Annotated in this window: 13 protein-coding genes; 9 read left to right on the forward strand and 4 right to left on the reverse strand. The window is 39.4% G+C overall.

What is annotated here, in order from left to right; genetic code table 11:
• Window positions 1-206 precede the first annotated feature (206 nt).
• The 3 genes from NFR46_RS09015 (at window position 207) to NFR46_RS09025 (ending at window position 7,009) form a co-directional block, all read left to right on the forward strand.
• Complete coding sequence (locus NFR46_RS09015; RefSeq protein ID WP_251576665.1) at window positions 207-2,213, forward strand: amidase family protein; 2,007 nt, start codon at window positions 207-209, stop codon at window positions 2,211-2,213.
• Between the two features lie 85 nt (window positions 2,214-2,298).
• Entirely contained in the window at window positions 2,299-2,823 is a 525-nt protein-coding gene (locus NFR46_RS09020; RefSeq protein ID WP_251576667.1) for a GNAT family N-acetyltransferase, read from the forward strand.
• A gap of 502 nt (window positions 2,824-3,325) precedes the next feature.
• Entirely contained in the window at window positions 3,326-7,009 is a 3,684-nt protein-coding gene (locus NFR46_RS09025) for an SEC10/PgrA surface exclusion domain-containing protein (protein WP_251576669.1), read from the forward strand.
• 67 nt (window positions 7,010-7,076) lie between these two features.
• On the opposite strand, the gene NFR46_RS09030 is transcribed toward NFR46_RS09025, so the two are convergent.
• Window positions 7,077-7,619 carry an RBBP9/YdeN family alpha/beta hydrolase gene (locus NFR46_RS09030; RefSeq protein ID WP_251576671.1) on the reverse strand — a complete coding sequence of 181 codons (543 nt, stop codon included), beginning with the start codon at window positions 7,617-7,619 and terminating at the stop codon, window positions 7,077-7,079.
• Window positions 7,620-7,685: 66 nt separating this feature from the next.
• Here NFR46_RS09030 and NFR46_RS09035 point away from each other — a divergent pair, with 66 nt between their 5' ends.
• The 3 genes from NFR46_RS09035 to NFR46_RS09045 all read left to right on the forward strand — a co-directional run bounded on the left by NFR46_RS09035 (window position 7,686) and on the right by NFR46_RS09045 (window position 12,250).
• The gene (locus NFR46_RS09035; protein WP_251576673.1) at window positions 7,686-10,538 is read left to right on the forward strand and encodes a DEAD/DEAH box helicase; all 2,853 of its coding nucleotides are present in this window, start codon (window positions 7,686-7,688) and stop codon (window positions 10,536-10,538) included.
• Between the two features lie 252 nt (window positions 10,539-10,790).
• Window positions 10,791-11,729, forward strand: coding sequence for an aldo/keto reductase (locus tag NFR46_RS09040; RefSeq protein WP_277612872.1), 939 nt, complete (start codon window positions 10,791-10,793; stop codon window positions 11,727-11,729).
• A gap of 5 nt (window positions 11,730-11,734) precedes the next feature.
• The gene (locus tag NFR46_RS09045; protein ID WP_251576677.1) at window positions 11,735-12,250 is read left to right on the forward strand and encodes a phosphatase PAP2 family protein; all 516 of its coding nucleotides are present in this window, start codon (window positions 11,735-11,737) and stop codon (window positions 12,248-12,250) included.
• Between the two features lie 507 nt (window positions 12,251-12,757).
• Here the strand turns inward: NFR46_RS09045 and NFR46_RS09050 are convergent.
• Genes NFR46_RS09050 through NFR46_RS09060 form a run of 3 tightly spaced genes read right to left on the reverse strand, consistent with a single transcriptional unit; the run spans window position 12,758 to window position 15,636 of the window.
• A complete protein-coding gene (locus NFR46_RS09050) occupies window positions 12,758-13,993 on the reverse strand; it encodes an ABC transporter permease (protein ID WP_251576678.1) in 1,236 nt (411 codons plus the stop codon).
• Between the two features lies 1 nt (window position 13,994).
• Window positions 13,995-14,678: an ABC transporter ATP-binding protein gene (locus NFR46_RS09055; RefSeq protein ID WP_251576680.1), complete on the reverse strand. Its 684-nt coding sequence runs from the start codon at window positions 14,676-14,678 to the stop codon at window positions 13,995-13,997.
• 1 nt (window position 14,679) lies between these two features.
• Window positions 14,680-15,636: an efflux RND transporter periplasmic adaptor subunit gene (locus tag NFR46_RS09060; RefSeq protein ID WP_251576682.1), complete on the reverse strand. Its 957-nt coding sequence runs from the start codon at window positions 15,634-15,636 to the stop codon at window positions 14,680-14,682.
• 257 nt (window positions 15,637-15,893) lie between these two features.
• Here NFR46_RS09060 and NFR46_RS09065 point away from each other — a divergent pair, with 257 nt between their 5' ends.
• The 3 genes from NFR46_RS09065 to NFR46_RS09075 all read left to right on the forward strand — a co-directional run bounded on the left by NFR46_RS09065 (window position 15,894) and on the right by NFR46_RS09075 (window position 20,009).
• Window positions 15,894-17,273 (forward strand): MFS transporter, encoded by a 1,380-nt coding sequence (locus tag NFR46_RS09065; RefSeq protein ID WP_251576684.1) that lies wholly within the window; start codon window positions 15,894-15,896, stop codon window positions 17,271-17,273.
• A gap of 90 nt (window positions 17,274-17,363) precedes the next feature.
• Window positions 17,364-18,353, forward strand: a complete 990-nt coding sequence (locus NFR46_RS09070; protein ID WP_251576686.1) for a LacI family DNA-binding transcriptional regulator — start codon at window positions 17,364-17,366, stop codon at window positions 18,351-18,353.
• Between the two features lie 378 nt (window positions 18,354-18,731).
• Window positions 18,732-20,009, forward strand: coding sequence for an MFS transporter (locus NFR46_RS09075; protein WP_251576688.1), 1,278 nt, complete (start codon window positions 18,732-18,734; stop codon window positions 20,007-20,009).
• Window positions 20,010-20,344: the final 335 nt, after the last annotated feature.

The following is a 20,344-nucleotide window of genomic DNA, read 5'->3' on the forward strand; positions in this document are numbered from 1 at the left end:
CACAGAAGTTAAGCTTCAACACGCCAAAAGTAGTTGGGGGATCGCTCCCTGCGAGGATAGGACGTTGCCACGCAATTTGAAAAAGACTAATTCAACTTAATGGTTGAGTTGGTCTTTTTTTATTTATTAAATCCTTGAAAAACGTTGAAAACGGTTTCATATAGATTATACTTAAGCCATATTAAACAGATTGGAGGCTTAAGTATATGAAAAGCCATCATTATTCAAGATTTATCCGTCTTGTAGCAACTGGAGTACTGTTAATTGGTAATATTAATTTAGCAACGCCAGTACTAGCTGATAGTAGTATAGAAAATCAAGTAACAAATAAGAATGGACAGACACCTTCTCCAACGATGTCTGGAAATTCTCAAGTCGCAACTGATCAGGCAAACACAACTCAATCAGAAGAAATTTATACCACAAATCATCAATTAAGGGAAACAACTCAACAGGTTAACGCACAAGTGAGTCAAGAGGTAACAGAGCAACCAGCAGGTAAAATTGCTCAAGATGTGAAAAATGGCACGATTGACAACCATCAATTAATTGATCATGTCTATCAGAAAATCCATCAGAGTAATCAACAACTCAATAATGTAATTTACGTTGATCCAGTAAATTCTCAACAACAATTAGAAAAATTGAAAAATGAAGAGAAAACCGGAAAACCATTTTATGGAGTCCCAATTTTAATTAAGGGACTAGGACAAGCGTATAAGGGTTATCCGAATACCGAGGGACTTCCTTACTTAAAAAATAATACGTATCATTACACGAATAATTTTGTTAAAAAACTTCAGAAAATGGGATTTATTATTGTTGGTTCGACTAATTTTCCAGAATTAGGTTTAATTAATATTACTAACTCGAATTTAAATGGGGTTACACATAATCCATGGGATCTTACTCGTAATCCTGGTGGTTCATCAGGTGGGGCAACAGCAAGTGTTGCTGCAGGAATAGTTCCTATTGCTACAGGTAATGATGCGGGTGGTTCACTAAGAATACCGGCATCTTGGTCAGGAGTAATTGGATTAAAACCCACCCAAGGATTAATTACTGGTGATTCGATGACACCTTCAGTAGTTAACTTTACTGATACGCGGAGTATTGATGATACGGTTAGCCTCCTCAAAGGATTAATGGATAACAAGCATGCACAAAAGTTACTTAAACCATTGCCAAAGGATCTAAAGAAGGTAAATATCGCTTATTCATTAACTTCACCGGTTGGAACGCCAATAAGCCAAGATGCGAAGAATGCGGTCCTCAGCGCAGTTGTTTTTTTACGTCGTCAAGGATTTAATGTTGTTGAACAAAATAGTCCGGTAAGCGGTGTAAAAATGATGCAAGCTTATTACTTAGGTGCGCTTGATGATGGTTCAATGGCTAACTTTCTTGCTCAGCAGAAGTTACACCGGAATCTAACTGCTGCTGACGTAACGAACGGCCTGATTAGTCCGATGACCTATGCGTTGTATGAGGCAAGTAAGAAGGCGCCAAAAAATGTAAAGCAGATTTTTAACGATGAATTGAAACTCGTGCACGAGCAAATGACAGCTTTTCATAATCAATACCCTGTATATTTAACACCGACAACGGCTACGGTAGCACCACTAAACAATGATCCAGCATACTTGCCAGAATATGTTATGAAGATGTTGAAGATTAAGGACCTCTCTTTTGAACAACAGATGCAGTTGATCTATGATTCGTGGTTACATGGGCTGAGTAAGACCCCGTTTACACAATTAGCAAACCTTGCGGGTGAACCGGCATTAAGTTTGCCAACTTATGTAAGTGCTGCTGGACTTCCACTTGGCATTCAGTTAGAGGGAGATCAGGGGAGTGATTTCTTACTTTTAGAACTTGGAAAACTTTTTGAAGCTCAACATCAATTGATTTTTCTAAATGAATACCGTTCACACGAAGTAAAGCAAACGAAGAGTGCACAGTTAGCTGTAATAAAAGATCATAATAAAATAGCTAATGGCATTCAAAATATTAGAGTAATAAATCAAGATGAAGCTACAGTGATTAATAAGAGTAACCAAAGGAGGAACAATGATAAAGAATTACTTAATCAGAAGGAACAAAAAGCGTTGCCTCGGACTGGGAGTGACAGAGAGTTGCCATTATTGACTTTTGGACTAATTTTTGTCGTTATGCTTGGTTGCTTGGGAACCATAAAGCTAAATAAGCAAAAGTAGAATATAAAATCGACCATGGGTTAGCTTTATCATGGTCGATTTTGAGTTACTGTAATAAACTGGTTATAAAAAGGGGATGGTGTGAATGAAACTTGACCAGGTAAGGGTTGCACAGTTAGCTGATTTGCAAGAGGTCGTAAACTTGTATAAAACAGTCTGTGATCACCAATCGATAGATCAATTTGGTGCTGATTGGACGTGGGGGAATTACCCAAGCGTCGAAGGACTTTGCGATTATATTTTACACGCTACGTTAGTAATTGGCCTTAAGGGTGATCATGTGGTGGCTGCAGGAGTCTTAACTACTGGTGAGGAGTATCCAGATGTAGACTGGCCGACTAAGGTAAGTAACAATGAAATTGGTGTTTGGCATCTAATTACTGTTCATCCGGACTATCGGGGAACTGGGATTGCAATGCAGCTTTTAGAAGCATTGATGAGTGTTGCAAGACGGGAAGGAAAAAAGGTAATTCACTTAGATGTTCTAGCTGGTAATATTCCTTCCGAAAAGCTTTACTTAAAGGTTGGCTTTCAACTTGTTAAAGAACTAGTTATTCATTATGATGATATTGGTGACCAGACGGCTAAGGTAATGGAATATCAAATATAAGATAACTAACTTGAAGTAGTTATTCTTATAGGATAGGATCATTTTATTTTCATATAAAAGTTGTCTAATTTAAATAACAATAGTAGCAACTGATAAGTAATTATCTACATTTATTAAACAAAATTAGTAAAAAGTTATATTTTTGTCTAAAGTTAGTTCAAAAGCCCTATTGGATTATTGAACATGAAGAGTATAGTAATTGGGGCAATTGAGTAATTTAGATTCAATATAAATGATGATTATTTCATTATATATTTTTCGTGAAAAAAGAAAATTTTAGTTTTTTATTTATAATAAGCGTCTCTGAATATTTATCGGCCGAAAGACAGACGTGGGTACTGTCACACCAACAATTCAACTTCAAAAATAATTAATTTGTCTAATTGGTTTCTTTTATTTTTCAATTGATTAATCTAAAGGATAAAAAATGTTTGATAAATAAATTTATTGAAACTACAATAGTATTTAGCATTAAACGATTATTATGGAGGAAGTTGGTATTGTGAAAAATCGGAAGAGGATAAGTAATAAAGTGTTAGTCGGAACGGTGGCTGTGACTGGTGCCACCCTTCTTGGAGCTTCCACTTTGAATGCTCATGCTGATACTATCCAGCAAGATGTAAAAAACAATGATACAAATGTTAATCCACAAACCCCACAACAGGCGGCACAACAACGTGTTAATAATGCTCAACAGCAAGTTACTACCCAACAAGAGGTGGTAAGTTCAGTTGTTCAAACGGTTAATAGTGCCCAAAATGTAGTTAATTCTGATCAGGCGGCTGTTTCTGCCCAGCAAGCAGTTATAAATAACGCTGTAGCTGAGGCAAGTTCCGCAAGTGTTGCAGTTGATAGTGCAGTTACAAGTGCTGCTCAAAGTCAGAGTAATGTTCAATCAGCTGCTAATGCTGTTAAAACTGCTAATAGTGTTGCATCTGCCCAACAAGAAGTTGTAAACAGTAATAGTACCCAGGTAAAGAATGACCAAGATGCCGTAAATTCTGCTGAAGCTTTGCAATCAAGTGCAGCAGCTCGGTTAAGTGATTATCTTGTTGCATCACAAGCGGCAGCAACATCTGCCTTTAACTTTGCACTAGCGAATGCTCAAAAAGCGGTAAATGATCAACAACAAGCTGTTAGTGCTGCTTCACAAGCTGTAACTACTGCGCAAACGGCTGTTCAAGCTCAGCAAAATGCTGTTTCGGTTGCTCAACGAACTACTTCAGAGGCTGCCCAACAAGTTGCTAAAGATGCTTCAGCAGTTAACGAAGCTCAACAACGTTTGGATGCACTGAAAAATAATAGTAATAATGATAATGTGACGGCAACTGCCCAATTACAGTCAACAATTTCACAACTACAAAAGCAGTTAGCTAACGACAAGCAAGCGGCTCAAAATGCTCAGCAAATGTTTGAATCGGCTCAACAGAACTTTAATCATGCAACGGCCACTCAAAAAGCAGCTGAAGAAAGGGTTAATCAAGCTAAGATCGCTTTAGCAAGTGCCCAACAGGCAGTTACAAATGCTAAGGCCAATGCAGCAGCTGCCCAACAAAAGGTTGACCAAGCGAAGGCTGATGCGCTAAAGGCTCTAGAAACCTATAATAATTATAAGAATAATAATGGTGTACCAACAATTCAAACACCAAGCGATATTGTTCAACAATACGAAAATTACCTTAACAATGGTCGGTACAATACTGCTCAAATTAAGGCTGATTGTGCTGAGGGTCTAGCATTGAATGGCGCTGATCCGAAGAAAGGCTTAATGGTTGTAAACTGGGTAACTACTGATGGTGGGACCTATCAACCGAGCTTACACACTAACTACCAAGCAACGGCTCAGGATAAGGCCGAAACGGTTAACCCAAGAAATATGACAGCGGCTCAGCAAACCGAAATTACAAAGTTCGCTGCCCAGATTATTAATAATTTTCGGCAAAGCTTCCAATCTACTGCTGCTGGTGCTGCGCATAGTTACGGTAAGGTTAAGGTTTCGCCATATGCTACACAACTTGGTAACCAGGTGATCGCGAGTGCCTACAATAATAGTGGTTGGAATAAGCTAAATAACGGCAGCGGCTCACCCCACAATGAAGCAGGTTTAATAACTGCTGCTAACAAAGCCGGGTTAAAGAATGGATTTGTAGGTGAAAATCTTTCGTCAGGATTATTGCTTGATCCGGCGGCTGTTAAGATCAATCAAAAAATGACAATGGCCGAGGTTAAGCAAAGTATTTATGCTGGTATTTTAGCCATGATTTACCAAGATGTTGAGGTTAATGATGGTGATAGCCTCCATTATGGTTTTGGTGGACATACTGAGGCTTTCCTGAATGATCCTAAAGGAATGAATGCTATCTCCAACTTTGATAACGGTAATCAATACATGACCGTTACAATTGATAAAGATGGTTGGGTTCACTACAATTTCTTTGATGATGGTCAATCTAGTCAAGCAATGAAAGATAAGCTTGCACAGGGTGCTACTACCCCAGAAAATACCAATGCGAGTGAAATTACGGCTGCTCATAATGCCTACCTACAAAAGGAAGCAGCTGTTACAAGTGCTCAGACAGCGGCCACAGCTGCACAAAATGGTGTAATGACGGCTCAAGCAAACTTAGCTGGTGCTCAATCAGCAGTTAATACAGCAGTTAATGCTCAACAAAAAGCTGCTAATGAAGCCCTTAACCAGAAGGAAATCATGGCAAATGCTCAAGCGGCTGTTGATATCGATAATGATAATATTAGTAGTCTCCAAACAAAGCTGGATAGGGCGCAGACTGATCTGAATGCTATTAACGGGAGTGTTCAAGATAAGGCTCGTCAGCTTGCTCAAGCTGAAGCAGACTTAAACGCTGCTCAACGGAAACTAAATTCTTCAAAGAATACTCAAGTAAGTCGGAATGCAACTGTTCAGGATGCTAATGCCAAACTAGAACAATTACAGCAGACTGTTCAAGATAAACAAAACGAGTTGCAACAGGCTCAGAATGAACTTCAAAATAAGAAGAACGAATACGCACAGTTAAATAGTCAAATTCGGTTGGCACGAATCTTTGGAACATCTCTTAACGCTGTATCACCACAAATTAATTATGAAAAGGCAATTAGTGATGCCAAGAAAGCTGTTGCGGATGCTCAACAAAAGCTTACGGATGACACTCAAACTTATAAGGCTAGTCAGACCAAGCTTCAAGAGTTAACAGCGAAGGTTAGTCAACTTCGGACTATTTACCAAGCTACCCTTTCAAATGCTAAGAAATCTGATGCGGTTCAAAACAATGCTTCTGTTAAGAAGGCTAAGGCTACTCTACAGGCTGCACAATTGAAGGTTCAGGTTGAAAACGGTAAGCTAACGCAACTTAAAGGTACACTCAGTGCCGATCAAGCAAAACTTGATCAAGCTAATGGTAATTTGACCAAGGCTCAAGAAGAATTGAATGGTTTCCAAAGCGAATTGAAACGGGCGCAAATTACTCTTGATGGTTTGAATCATCCATATATTCCATTAAATACCCTTAATCAAGAAACTGTATCTGAGGAGAAGAACGCGACAGCTACAACTACTCCTGAAGCTAACTCAGAAGCTGAAAGTCAAACTGAAAATGGTAAGACTAATAATGCTGAGACTACATCTTCAGAATCAGCAACCGAAACTTCACAGACTAATACTCAAAGAGTAGATGAAGCTGCTGAAGCTAGTCAGGACGAACCAGCTCAACAAGTTCGTACTAATGAGGTTCAAAACCCTGGTAGTTTAAACCGGGCATCTGAGGAAGCATCAATTAAGAGTGAGATTGCTGCTCAAATTGCTGCTCGGAATGCCCATGCTGCTAATGATAATATGATGGCAGGCTTTGATGATCCATATGATAATTACTATGATCAACAACAAGAGGCCGCAAGTATTCCATCTGCACCACTTGAAGGTTATACTCGTCAACTAGGTGCTCTAAAGAATGGTGGAATGATTAATGCTAAGCTTGAGGCTGCCATTAAGAGTGGCCAAATTAAACTGCCATCAAGTAATACTAAATCTGAGAAGCAACAGCCAAAGGTTAATAAGGATGGCCTTACTGCAATGAGTGTTATTGCTGCTGGTGCTGCCCTTGCAACTGGTGCTTCCTTAAATAAGAAACGGAAGAACCAAGTTGTGAAGAAATTAAAAGATAATAAATAGTTAAATAAGCTTTAATACAAAAGAGTGAGGATAGGAAATTTTTCGATCCTCACTCTTTATTTTTTACTCACAAACTAATCCTTTGCAATTCTTTTAGGACTAAGGGGAATTTAGTATAGCCATCACTGCTAAGAAAATGGCCACCGTGATCTTGGACGATTAACTTGGCGTTTAAGTTATGGGCCACCTTAATTGCATCCTGATAAGGGGCAATTGGATCGTCCTTGGCAGTAATAACAGTTGCTTTACCGATTTTTGGGGTAACCTGTTGGTAGCTTGGTTGTGGCTCCATAAAGAGATCAAGTTGAGGGTAACTAGGGAGTGGTTGGTCAAATGCAACAACCAGAAGGAGGTTTGCCCGTTTTAACCGGTGACGTTCAACATAACGAATAGCAGCGATTCCACCAAGACTGTGAGAAATAAGGGTAACTTCATCGCCGGGATCGATTTGTTCATCAATAGCTTGTTGCCATTCCTCTTTATCAGGATTGAAGGGATGAGGAAGCCATAGTCGGTCAACAGAAAATTCTGGTTGGGCGGCTTTCTCTAGCCAAGGAAACCAGTCATCGTCGCGGGTTGAGGTTCCATGAATTAGGTAGACTTTTTTCATTTAGTGGTTCTCCTTTGTTTCTTGTGATAAGTTATTGATTAAAGCAAATAAAAACGGGAGCAGAGCATGACGGAAAAGACGACAATAAGAAATGCAATTTTAAATGGGTTATATGATCAACGATACCAAGGTCACCAATTGTTAGCCCCCCAGTTAGTAGGAAACGTCGACGGAGCAATTTGGGACACGCTCCGTTCAGAGTTAACAACATGTAAGTCTTTTACATGGGTGGTTGCTTTTATCACTGCTGATATGGTAACGCCATTGAAGGTGGCGATGGCTGATCTTGCACGTCAAGGGATTAAAGGCACCCTTATTACTAGTGACTATTTAGGCTTTAATTCCCCGCAGATGTTTCGTGAGTTGCTTAAAATTCCTAACCTTAAAGTTTTGCTTGCGGATGTCGCTGGTTTTCATACTAAGGGATATTACTTTACCCATGATGGCTATACGACGGCCTTAATCGGAAGTGCAAATTTTACTCGAGCAGCGTTACTAAAAAATTATGAAACAATGTTAAAAGTAACCTCAACGCGGAATGCAACATTGCTTTCGCAAATAACAGACGAGATTCAGCGACTTCGGCATCAAAGTGAGCCACTAACGGCAGGGTGGATTACAAAATACGCTGAAGATTGGCAACCGCCCAAAGCAAGAACCCGGGGAAAGAATGGTGACCAGAGAATAGTTCCTAATAAAATGCAAGAGGCTGCACTTAAGGAGCTTCAAAACCTAACTTCTCGTGGTGCCGGGAGAGGACTAGTAATCTCAGCTACCGGGACGGGGAAAACATATTTGGGTGCCTTTGCAGTTAAAGAGGCCTGCCCACGAAAATTCCTTTACGTTGTTCACCGGGAACAGATCGCCCGGAAAACAATGGAGAGCTTTCGGCGGGTTATTGGTGGCCTTCAAAGTGACTTTGGCTTAATTAGTGGTGGTCATCATGACTTTTCCCCGCGTTACCTCTTTGCGACAGTTCAGACCCTCGCTCAGGAAAAGCTGCTTCAGACTCTCTCATCTAAAATGTTTGACTATATTTTAATTGATGAGGCTCACCGGGTGGCAGCACCAAGTTATCAACGGTTAATGAATCATTTTCAGCCAGCATTTTGGTTAGGGATGACCGCAACCCCTGATCGGATGGATAATCAGGATGTTTATGGGATGTTTGATTACCATATTGCTTATGAGATCCGTCTTAATGATGCATTGAATAACCAAATGCTAGTACCCTTTCATTATGTTGGGGTTGAGGACTATGAGGTTGATGGCAAGGTGATTAGTGAGACTACAAAATTAAACCGTTTAATTGCTAGTGACCGGGTAAAATACGTTCTGACCCAGCTTGATTATTATGGTTATTGTGGCTCGCAGGCTCGAGGCTTGGTCTTTTGTAGCCGGCAAGAAGAGGCACGAGAACTGGCTCAACAGTTCACTGAAAGTGGGCATCCTGCTGTAGCATTAACAAATCAGGATAGCAACCAGCGTCGTCAAATGGCTGTTCAGCGCCTTGAAAATGGTGAGCTTGAGTACATTATTACGGTTGATTTATTTAATGAAGGAGTTGATATTCCATCATTGAATCAAATCGTGATGTTACGCAACACCCAGTCACAGATTGTCTTTCTTCAACAGCTTGGTCGGGGATTAAGAAAGTACCCGGGAAAAGACTTCGTAACGGTAATTGATTTTATTGGTAACTATAAGCATAACTATATGATACCTTTGGCCCTGAACGATGATACTAGTCGCGATCAGGATCGGGCACGTCGGGAAGTTCAGCTCCCGCAAAATATTGGGGTTTCCACAATTAACTTTTCACGAATTGCCAGTGAACGAATCTTAGCCTCGATTGAGAAAACAAAACTTGATTCGATGGTGGAACTTCGCCGGGCCTACCATGAACTTCAACAACGCTTAGGATGTCGACCACTGTTACTTGATTTTCTCCATCATGGTTCAGTTTCGCCAATTGTATTCGCACAGAATAAGCTTTTGGCTAATTACGGAACCTTTTTACGCAAGGTAGGTGAAAAGATAACCCTAACCCATTACGAGGATCAGGTTCTCTCCTTTGTTACTAAGGAATTGTTGAATGGAAAACGAGCACATGAATTAATTTTTCTCTCGATGTTACAAAAATATCAAGAAATTACCGAAAAACAAGCAATTGAAGTATTTCGGCAAAAAGGTTGTTATGTAAATAATGAACTCTTGCAGTCCTTGATGAAGGTTCTTAGTTTACAGTTTTTTGATGTTAAAGCAGGAAAACAGACGAAGAAACAACAGTACGGCGATCAGCCACTGGTTATTTTTGTAAATGGAAAATATCGCTTAAATTCCCAAATAATAGAGGCATTAAAACAAGATCCAGATTTTTATAGTCTCTATATTGATGCGATTAAGACCGGGTTAGCTTTAAGTAAAAACTACGATCAAAGGCACCATTTTACTCTTTATCAGCAGTATGACCGGAAAGACGTTTGTCGATTATTAAACTGGCCGTTGGATGTCAGTGCGCCGATGTATGGTTACCGGGTAGCGGAGAATGAATGCCCAATATTCATTACCTACCAGAAACAGTCTGCTAAGGAGCGGAATGCAATCTATGATAACCAGCTCCAGGATGGACAATCGCTGCGATGGTATACGCGGTCACCGCGCCGTTTATCATCAGCTGAAGTACAAAGGTTGCTGGCAGGAGTAAATGACGGGAAGCCAAAGGTAAAGTTGCACCTGTTTGTAAAACAGAGTGACGCTGTTGGTAAACAATTCTATTATTTAGGAACCGCAAAGATTGATCCTAAGTCTGTAAAAGAAGAGCTCCTGGGAGAAAAGAAAAAGGCGACAGTGGGGATGAACCTTGTTTTGAAACACCCATTATCGAATACAATGAATGAGATTCTATTTAAAAAATAAGATCTAGAAAGGGACCGGTAAAAAACTTTTTACCGGTCCCTCAGAGTAAGTAAGATAGGTAGTTATCGCTACCTATTATTAAGTCTATCATAACTTTTTTAATAGTAAAGTAATTATTAGACAATTTTAATTAGATTGTTAAGTTGCTTTCAATGATTGCTAGTTAAAACTAGGCAAGTAAACTAGTCTGGGTTAGAATTAATTGAGTAAGGGGAGAGAAGAAAAGGGTGACTAAAAACGAAAACAGTAAAAATTGGTAATACGAGTTGGCAAGCATCAAATATTGCACTTGGTATTATGCGGATGGGGACTTTAGAAGTTCCTAAGGCTGTAGATGCGTTACTCGCAGCTCATGAAGCTGGCATTAATTTTATTGATTCAGCAGATATTTACGGAAATGATCCCAAATTGGGCCGGGGCTCATCCGAAATCCACTTTGGTGATGCGTTTGTGCAAAGTGGGTTAAAGCGAGAAGACTTTTTTATCCAGTCCAAAGTTGGCTTATTTGCTAATGATGAGAACCAAATTACTAGGTATGACTCATCAAAAAAGCATATTTTGCAAGCGGTCGACGGGATTCTTCAGCGAATGAAGATTGATTATTTAGACTCTTTGTTGATTCACCGGCCTGATCCGTTAATGGATCCGGAAGAAGTGGCTGGAGCGTTTGACGAACTTCAGTCGACAGGGAAGGTTCGTCATTTTGGTGTTTCAAATTTTAATCCGCAGCAAATTGAACTCCTTCAATCAGCAGTTAACCAACGACTCTTAATCGATCAACTACAATTTGGCTTGAAGCATACGGAGATGATCGATTACGCTCTTCACACAAACATGACGGACGAGGGCTCAATTAACCATGATGGTGATCTTCTTGATTATCTACGATTGAAGAAAATGACTATCCAAACTTGGTCCCCATTTCAGTACGGAACTTTTGCGGGAACCTTTATTAATAATAAACAGTTCCCACAATTAAATGCTGAGTTGGCTAAACTAGCTACTAAGTATGATGTTAGTAAAAATGCAATTGCGGTCGCCTGGATATTAAAGCATCCGGCTAAAATGCAGGTCCTCATTGGGACAATGAACCCCCAACACATTCAAGATAGTGCTGAAGGGAGCAATATTACATTGACCAATCAGGAGTGGTATGACTTATATCTTGCTGCAGGAAATACTTTGCCATAAAGATTATGAAAGCACATCAAAATTACCAACAGTTTTATCAACAAATTACGAAGCCGTTTAGCCACTCTCCGTTGTTAATTAGGGGACTTTGTTGGCTGAATAAGGCAATTGTTGTTTTAATGTATGTTTCATATATTTGTTTACTGCTATGGGTTGCTCTTTTTGACGGCGGTATTTATCAGTTACTTCCCCTTGTTTTTATTCCGGGTGCAGGATTTCTCCTTCTTTCGTTAATTCGAAGTTATCTTAATTACCCACGACCGTATGAAGAGTGGCCGATCAAGCCATTGATCCCACGTAAAGGTAGCGGGGATTCATTACCCAGCCGGCATGTTTTCTCTGCTACCGTAATCGCGTTGAGTGTAATGAGTGTTTCAAAGGTTTTAGGGATAATTTTATTACTTTTGGCAATTGCCCTGGCTGTTGTTCGAGTGATTGGAGGCATCCACTATCCACGAGATGTCATTGCCGGTTTCCTCTGTGGGGTAGCGTGTGGTATTGGAGTATTATTAATCCCATAAAAAAATATGGTAGAGAACCAATAGTTGGTTCTCTACCATATTTTTTTAATAATGAAACGTTATAAATAATTGCTTTATGCCCGATTATTCATTATGTGGGCGCTTGTCGCAATAATCAGTCCTACAAAACCTACAATAGCGATAACATTACTCATAACAGACATCATATTGAACAACTCCTTTTAACATAACATAATTTTAACGGGATTCATTAACCCCTCCATAAGTATATTAACATGTTTTAAAGCCCACGATGATAATATTTAGATAAGCTTTTACTAAGCAAATTTCTTAAAAAACAGGGGACTTTATTAACAAATTCTTAGTTTTTGTCACCGCTTACATAATGCTCATTTAATTTATAGAATTTAACTTAATTTTTTAAATTGATCGCCGGTGAGTTAAACAGAGATAACTAAAAAATTCTTAAAAGATCTTACTAAAAGGGGCTGAGATATAAGCTTCATTAAATTTGAACAACGTGATTGATAAAGAGAATTCCTAATTTTATCTTAAGATATCGATCAGGTTTTTATTAGCAGCTTGCCGTGCGGGGAGGATTCCGAAGATCAGTCCAACAGCTGCTGAAGTACCAAACGCTAGTAAGAAGGCATTAATTGAGATATGGGCGTGAATGTGAATACCATCCCCACCGATTGCACTTGAGAGCAGGGGTGCAAGGAGATGAGCTAAACCTGCACCACCAAGGAATCCGAGTAACCCTCCAGTTAGGGTTAAGATCACTGCCTCTACTAAGAATTGCATCATGATATTAAGAGGTGTAGCCCCGACCGCTAATCGGATCCCAATTTCTTGAGTCCGTTCTGATACTGAAATATACATCATGTTCATTACGCCAATCCCGGCGATAAAAAGGGAAATGGCTGCAATGAAACTGATGAAAGTCGTAATAATACTCATTTGTGATGAGAATTGTTTGAGGGCTTTTTCCATATCAATATATTCATAACTACCCTGATTGCGTGTTGAGCCGTTTTTCTGGAGGTACTTTGCTACTTTTCGTGAGATCTGGCTAGCATTAACTCCTTGACTGAAGGTTAGTTTTACCGTGTTCCCTTGAGTAGCACTCTCTCCGTGATAATAGAGGAAATCTGGCAGTAGCAGTGATGCTCCGTAAGGATTTGGCATACCGTCCCCTGTATATTGGCCCTGTGCCTGATATACACCAACTACCTTGTATGTCACATCATTAACCGTTACCGTTGTCCCAAGAGCATTTTGAGTAGTCCCATATTGCTTTTTAGCAACCTTATCACTCATTAGTGCAGTTGCTTGTCCAGTAGTTAGATCATTCTCGGTGATATTTTTACCAGTAATTAATTTAAGCTTATTGGTGGGCTTCTTCAAAAGACTGACACTGGTGTTTTTGGTGATACTACCTATTTGGGCTGGAGTTGATATGTTGTCTGTTTCTCGCTCAATTGTAGCTTTCTTAACTTCACCACCAAATTGGGTCTTAATATCTTCAATTTCATCTTGGGTAAAACCATAAATGTTGGAGTCAATGTTATTTGCATTAAAAGCAATTTCAGTGGTTTGCTGTCCTTGTTTGGCATTATTCCCGTACTTGTCATACATTGTTTGGGTAATTCCGTCCCCAATACCAAGGATTGCGATGACGGCTGCAATTCCGATCATGATCCCAATGATAGTTAAGAAACTGCGCTTTTTATTGGTCTTTAAGGATTGAATTGCAGTCTTGAATAATTCAATTACTTGCATGCTATTCACCACCCTTACTATCGCTAACGACACGACCATCGATGATTTTAACTATTCGGTCACATTGGTCAGCGACATGTGGATCGTGGGTTACCATGATAATTGTCGTGTTTTCTTGTCGATTTAGACGTTTAAATAAGTTCATGATTTCTTGGCTGGTTTCAGTATCGAGGGCCCCGGTTGGTTCATCGGCGATTAGGAATTTGGGATGAGTGGAGATTGCCCGGGCGATAGAAACCCGTTGTTGCTGACCACCGGACATATTCTTGGGGAGCTGGTTTTCATAGCCACTCAAGCCTACTTGATTAAGAACTTCTGTTACTCGAGTGCTGATTTCTTGCCGCTTTTTCCCCGCATAAAGTAACGGTAAAGCGACGTTATCCGCTACGGATGATTCCCGGAGTAATTTAAAATTCTGGAAGACAAAGCCGACATTTCGGTTTCGTAACTTTGAAAACTGCTTCCGGGTATACTCATGGATCGGCTGGCCCTGGTAAAAATAAGTTCCTTCAAAATCATCATCAAGAAAACCAATAATGTTGATGAGGGTTGATTTTCCTGATCCCGACTCACCGATAATCGCTACTAGTTCACCCTGATTAATTTTAAGATTAATGTCATGCAGAACATGGAAACGGTGTTCACCCTGTTGGTAATACTTATTAATGTTTTCTAATGTGATCATCTTAATCAACCTTTGCGTTATTCTTTAGCTTATTGTTTGGATTAGTAATGATTTTATCGCCAGCATCGATGCCATCCGTAACAACGTACGAATTATTAACAGCATGACCGCTAATTCGGGTTTTTCTGGCATGACCAGTAGCATCGACAACGAAGACTTTTCCATGAAGAACCGCTGATTTAGGAATTAAGAGTCCATCTTGCTTGATTGACGCTTTGGCAGTCTGTCCCGCCATAAATTGACTAGCATTAACACTTGCTGTTACTTCATAGTGGGTATTATTTCCGGAACCCTTTGTTGGGATTACAGCCAAATAATTAACTTGAGAATTAGCTGTATGATTTGTGGCTAATGCTTTAATTCTCAGATCGGTACTTTGGTGGAGCTTGTCATAGTCATATTCGGAAACTTGACCAACAAATTGGAGTTTATCTGAATATAGTGTAATGACTGGATCATTTTCTTTTGATTGGTCAACCGTTACGTAACCAGAATATGGGGCAGTGAGTGTCTGGTTAACTTTATTAGAGATAGAATTTAGCCGTTGTTGAGAAGAGTTATTATCAGATTGTTCTTCTAATGAAGTGTTTAGTTGGTTTTGTAATTCAGCAATGTTATTCTCCAAGTTATCATTATGCATGGTTAAAATTGCTTGTCCTTGGGTAACGTGATCTCCATTCTTAACGGTAAGGGATTGAAGTTTTCCTGAGGGGAGGGTTAATACCTGTGTTTTGACTGGTTCAATCTTTCCGGTAAGGTTAAAGTTCGGCTGGGAACTAACTTTCATCGTAGTGAATTGTGGCTTTGTTTGTTCCTTTTTGTCAGCGGAATGTTGAATGGCGACAACAATTAGGGTCAAGATTACAAGACCACTAATAATTAGTCCCCACCGGCGACGGCGAGTAGCGAGTAACTTTCGTAACCGTGATTTCTGTTGATGATTTTTATTGGTAGTCATCTTACTTCCTCCAAGCATACTTAGTCAATTAGTTATGCAACTAACTATACAAACTAGGAGGTTAAAATACAAGATCTTTTTACTTAGTCGTCATTAAATATGGGCAGCTAACCTTAGAAAAACAATATAAATTGAGTAAAATATTGGTAAAAATTAAAAATTGTTATTTATTTTTTCTAAGTAAGCGGTTACAATATTGATGTAATTTGTTTTCACTAGATTATTTATCTATTTTACTTAATAAGGGAGTGTTTCAGTTGTTTAAGTTTTTGAAACCATCTCCGGACGCAAAGACACTTGTGCCCAAAGATAAGGTAGCGAGTGTTTACCGGCGTAAACAGACGGGGGTTATCTTAGCGACGTGTTTTACTTATTTGGCTTACTACATTATTCGGTTAATTTTTACGACTGAACAAAAGCCAGTGATGAAGGAATACGGATTTGACATTGGCCAGATCGGGTTAATTCTTTCCACATTTGGGATTGGTTACGGAATTGCCAAACTTTTCATGGGTGGTTTGGCTGATAAGTCAAATACCCGGGTATTCCTAGCGCTAGGACTTTATCTTTCCTGTATCTTTAACGCCTTCTTGGCATTTACCCGGAATTTCTACATTATCTTGTTCCTAATGCTTTTAATCTCAATTACTCAGGCGATGGGTGCTCCTGCATGTCAACGGGAGATTTCACTGTGGTTTGCTAAAAAGCACCGGGGCGTGGTATTTGCTATCTGGGCTTCAGCACATAATGCCGGGGCATTCGCCTGTGTTGCCTGTATTCAAATTGCAACCTTCCTCTTTTCTGGTTCATTGCCAGCTGTATTTTTGACTGCATCTGTTGTTTCAGCAATTATTGCGACTATTATGTTATTGATTAATTCGGAACGCCCAGAAGCAGTTGGTTTGCCAAACATGGCTGTTTATTCTGGTCACGTTGAACTTGATGAAAACGGGAATTCAACCGCTCAAGAGTTGTCTAACAAGACTTTTTGGCAAATTCTTTATCAAGATATCCTCTGCAATAAGGTCGTTTGGGCTGTGACTTTAACGTCCATGTCGATCTACATTGTCCGTTATGGGATAATGAGTTGGATCCCAAGTTATCTGCCGACAAAGGGCTTTAGTGTTGACTGGGCTAAGTGGTTAGTTGGTATTTTTGAACTATCAGCAGTTCCTGGCGTTATTATTCTAGGTGGTGTTTCTGACCTGTTGAAGGGACGCCGTTCACTAGTTTGTTTAATTTGTGTCATCTGCTTAATTATTTGTTTAATTACCTACTTTACCAGTACGAGCCATGCTGTAATCGTTGCCGTTCTCTTTATTATGGGGAGTTTAATTTATGCGCCACTTTCATTAGTTGGCTTAATGGTCAACGAAGCTGTACCAAATTATGCAGTTGGCCTATCGACCGGGTTTATGGGCTTTTTCCAGTATGTATTTGGTGAAACTGCTGCAACAGCATTAATTGGTCAATTGGTTAACCACTTTGGCTGGGGAGCTTCATCAGTTACAATTTATGTTGCTGCTGGGGCGGCATTCTTGCTTCTTGTTTACCTTGTCTTTAAGGAACGTCACATTCTACAAATGGAAGCACAAGTTAACGCGGCAGATCATGATAAAGAAAAGGTCGAAAACTAGAATTTCTTAAGGGACACCTCTCCTTCGTAACTTGAAGGAAGGTGTTTTCTTTATGCTATAATTATTTAGTGATATATAAGAGGAGCAATTATGGTAGAAAAAAAGACAATCAAGTTAGATGACGTGGCAAAATTAGCCGGAGTTTCAAAGACGACAGTTTCACGGGTCTTGAATAATCGGGGATATTTAAGTGAAAAGACGATCAAAAAAGTCCATGAAGCAATGGACGAGTTAAATTACCGGCCAAATGCAATTGCCCGTCAATTATTCAAGCAAAAGACTAACTTGGTTGCCTTAGTTTTCCCTACAGTTGATAATCCATTTTTTGCTGAGCTTGAAGCCGAATTAGAGAAACGATTTGATCGTTTGGGGTACCGAGTATTAATGGGGAATAGTCAGAATAATCCGACGAAAGAAAGGGACTATTTAAAGCTATTATTAAATCACCAAGTGGATGGCTTAATTGTTGGTTCACACAACCAGGGGATTTCTGAATACCAGAAAACAACTAGACCGATCGTGTCAATTGAACGATTTGTGGGTAAGCAGATTCCGGTTGTTTCTTCTGATAACTACCAGGGGGGGCTTCTTGCTGTCCAACGGTTATTGAATGATGGTTGTAAACACATTATTCATACAAACTACCCAATTAATTTAGTCTCGCCAAATGAGCTACGGCAACAAGCCTATGAGGATTTAATGAATAAACATAACCGGAAGCCAATCACTTATAGTGTTTCTTTTGACGTTTCAGATGAAGAAAAGGAACGGGTTTTCCGTAAAATGTTCCGGGAACACCCAGAAGTTGACGGTATTTTTGCCGATAATGATACCAATGCTAGTCTGATTATCCGGATTGGAAAAGAGTTTAACCGTCATGTTCCGGATGATCTAAAAGTGGTTGGCTATGATGGGGCGAACATTACGCGGATGCTATCACCAGAATTAACGACGATCCAACAACCAATTCCTGAAATGGCCACTAAAGCGGTCGAACTTCTTTTACAATTAATCAACGGAAAGACCGATGTTAAGTCAGTGACTCTCCCAGTGAAATTGATTAATAGTACAACGGCATAAAAATGACGCTCTGTTAATTTGACAGAGCGTTTTTATTTAATTAAATAGTGAACAACCTAAGTGAAATAACCATTTTTTGCTATTATTTTAATTATTTTTTCTAAAAAATTGGGCTTTTTTTGAAAAATTGTTAACCGGTTGCGCGAGTAGTATATTATAGAGATATTTTAAATATTGGTATATTATAATCGCTTACATTGATTAAGGGCGTCAATGTCGAAATGTTCCCGTTTAGCAGGGAAAAGAGTGAAACTAATCACTAAATGTAAGCGCTTTACTAAACTGTGACTACCGGTTACCATAAAGGTGTTAAGTAAATTTAGATATAAATAAAAGATTTGTTATTTTGTATTAGCAAGTTTGGAGGTTGTTTTTATTATGAAACAGAGTCAGTCGATGGCAACTAAACTTGCGTTCTTGTCCGCATCTTTTATGGTTACGAGCGCCTACGCAATTCAAAGTGCCTTGCCACAGATTAAATCAGCATTGGCGGTTAGCCAACCACAAGTTGAATACTTAGTTACCGCACCATCATTTGCGGTCATGTTCTTTGTGGTTCTGTCACCATTACTTCAGGACTGGTTCAATATTTCTGATAAGCATATTATCATGGCCGGAATTACGATGGTTGGAATTGCCGGGTTAATCCCGTCATTTGTTAGCAACTACATGGTAATTTTGATTTCACGGCTTTTCTTGGGAGGGGGGTATGGCCTTTATAATTCACAAGCCATTTCACTAATTTCCGTTTGGTATCAGGGACACGAACGAACTAGCATGCAGGGATGGCGTTCAGCATTTGAACAGATCGGTAATGCTTGTACGTTGACAATTTCAAGTTTGCTGCTAATCTATGCTGGATGGCACGCCGCATTCTTAGTTTATGGTCTTGCCTTTGCGGTAATGGCATTCTTTGCTTGGCGAGTACCAAATGATTCTCACAGCACCACAGCAACTAGTGATAATCACGAAGCAACTGAAACAATCTCACCGATCACTAATGAACCGGTTACTAAGATTAGTCCGTTAGTAATTGCCATTTTGGCATTTGTTCTTTTAATTAAGATGGATTTTATCGGAATGGAAGACCGCTTTCCTGGTCTTGCTGTTGCAATTAACGGAAAGACATTTACTGGAACAGGAACCTACCTTTCGCTAATGCTAATTGGGGCAACACTTGGTGGTGCTTGCTACGGTGTCCTTCAGAAGCACTTTGGTTATGTTGGAACAATTTACATTGGTTTAATTTTATTGGCAGTTGCTAACTTCCTGTTTGGCTTCGGTGGGAATAACTTCCCAGTTATTGCTGCTGGTATTTTATTAGTTGGCTTCCCAATGCAAGTTCTTACACCATTAATCTTCAATATTCTCCCATTCATGGCACCAATGAAGCTTCAGACTAAGATCACTTCATTCGTATTAATTGGGTTTAACTTTGGTGCATTCTTCTCACCAACTGCTGATGCCTGGTTTAATCACCTCCTTAGTCAACCGTTAAATGGGCTAGGATTAGCTGCACCATTCCGGATCTATGGGGTAATGAGGTTAATTATTGCTGGATTACTCTTTATGGGAAAGCATTTATATGAACTTAAAAGTGCAAATAGTAATGCCGAAGAAAAACAGGCGGTGACTGTCTATGTATATACAAAATAATTAACTGAAAAACGAAAACTTAGGACGTGATCAAAGCCTTTAGTGGCTTGCGATCGCGTCCTTTTTTGTATAGAGATAGTAATAGTAAATAGAAAAATTAAAGAAATTTCTGTCAACCGATTGACATAGAAAATAGAAAGCGCTAACATAATAGCTGTTGAATAGTTATGCACTTCCAAATAAATGAAGGTAGCTAATTAGTAAAAAAGGGGACTTAGGATTATGGCTCATATTTCATTTGATCAAACTGGCTTAAAAAAGTTCGTTAACGATAACGAACTTGGTGAAATGCAAGCAATGGTAAATGCGGCGGATGATGAATTACGGAACGGTAC

This window comes from Limosilactobacillus agrestimuris (assembly GCF_943193105.1).
Taxonomy (GTDB): domain Bacteria; phylum Bacillota; class Bacilli; order Lactobacillales; family Lactobacillaceae; genus Limosilactobacillus; species Limosilactobacillus agrestimuris.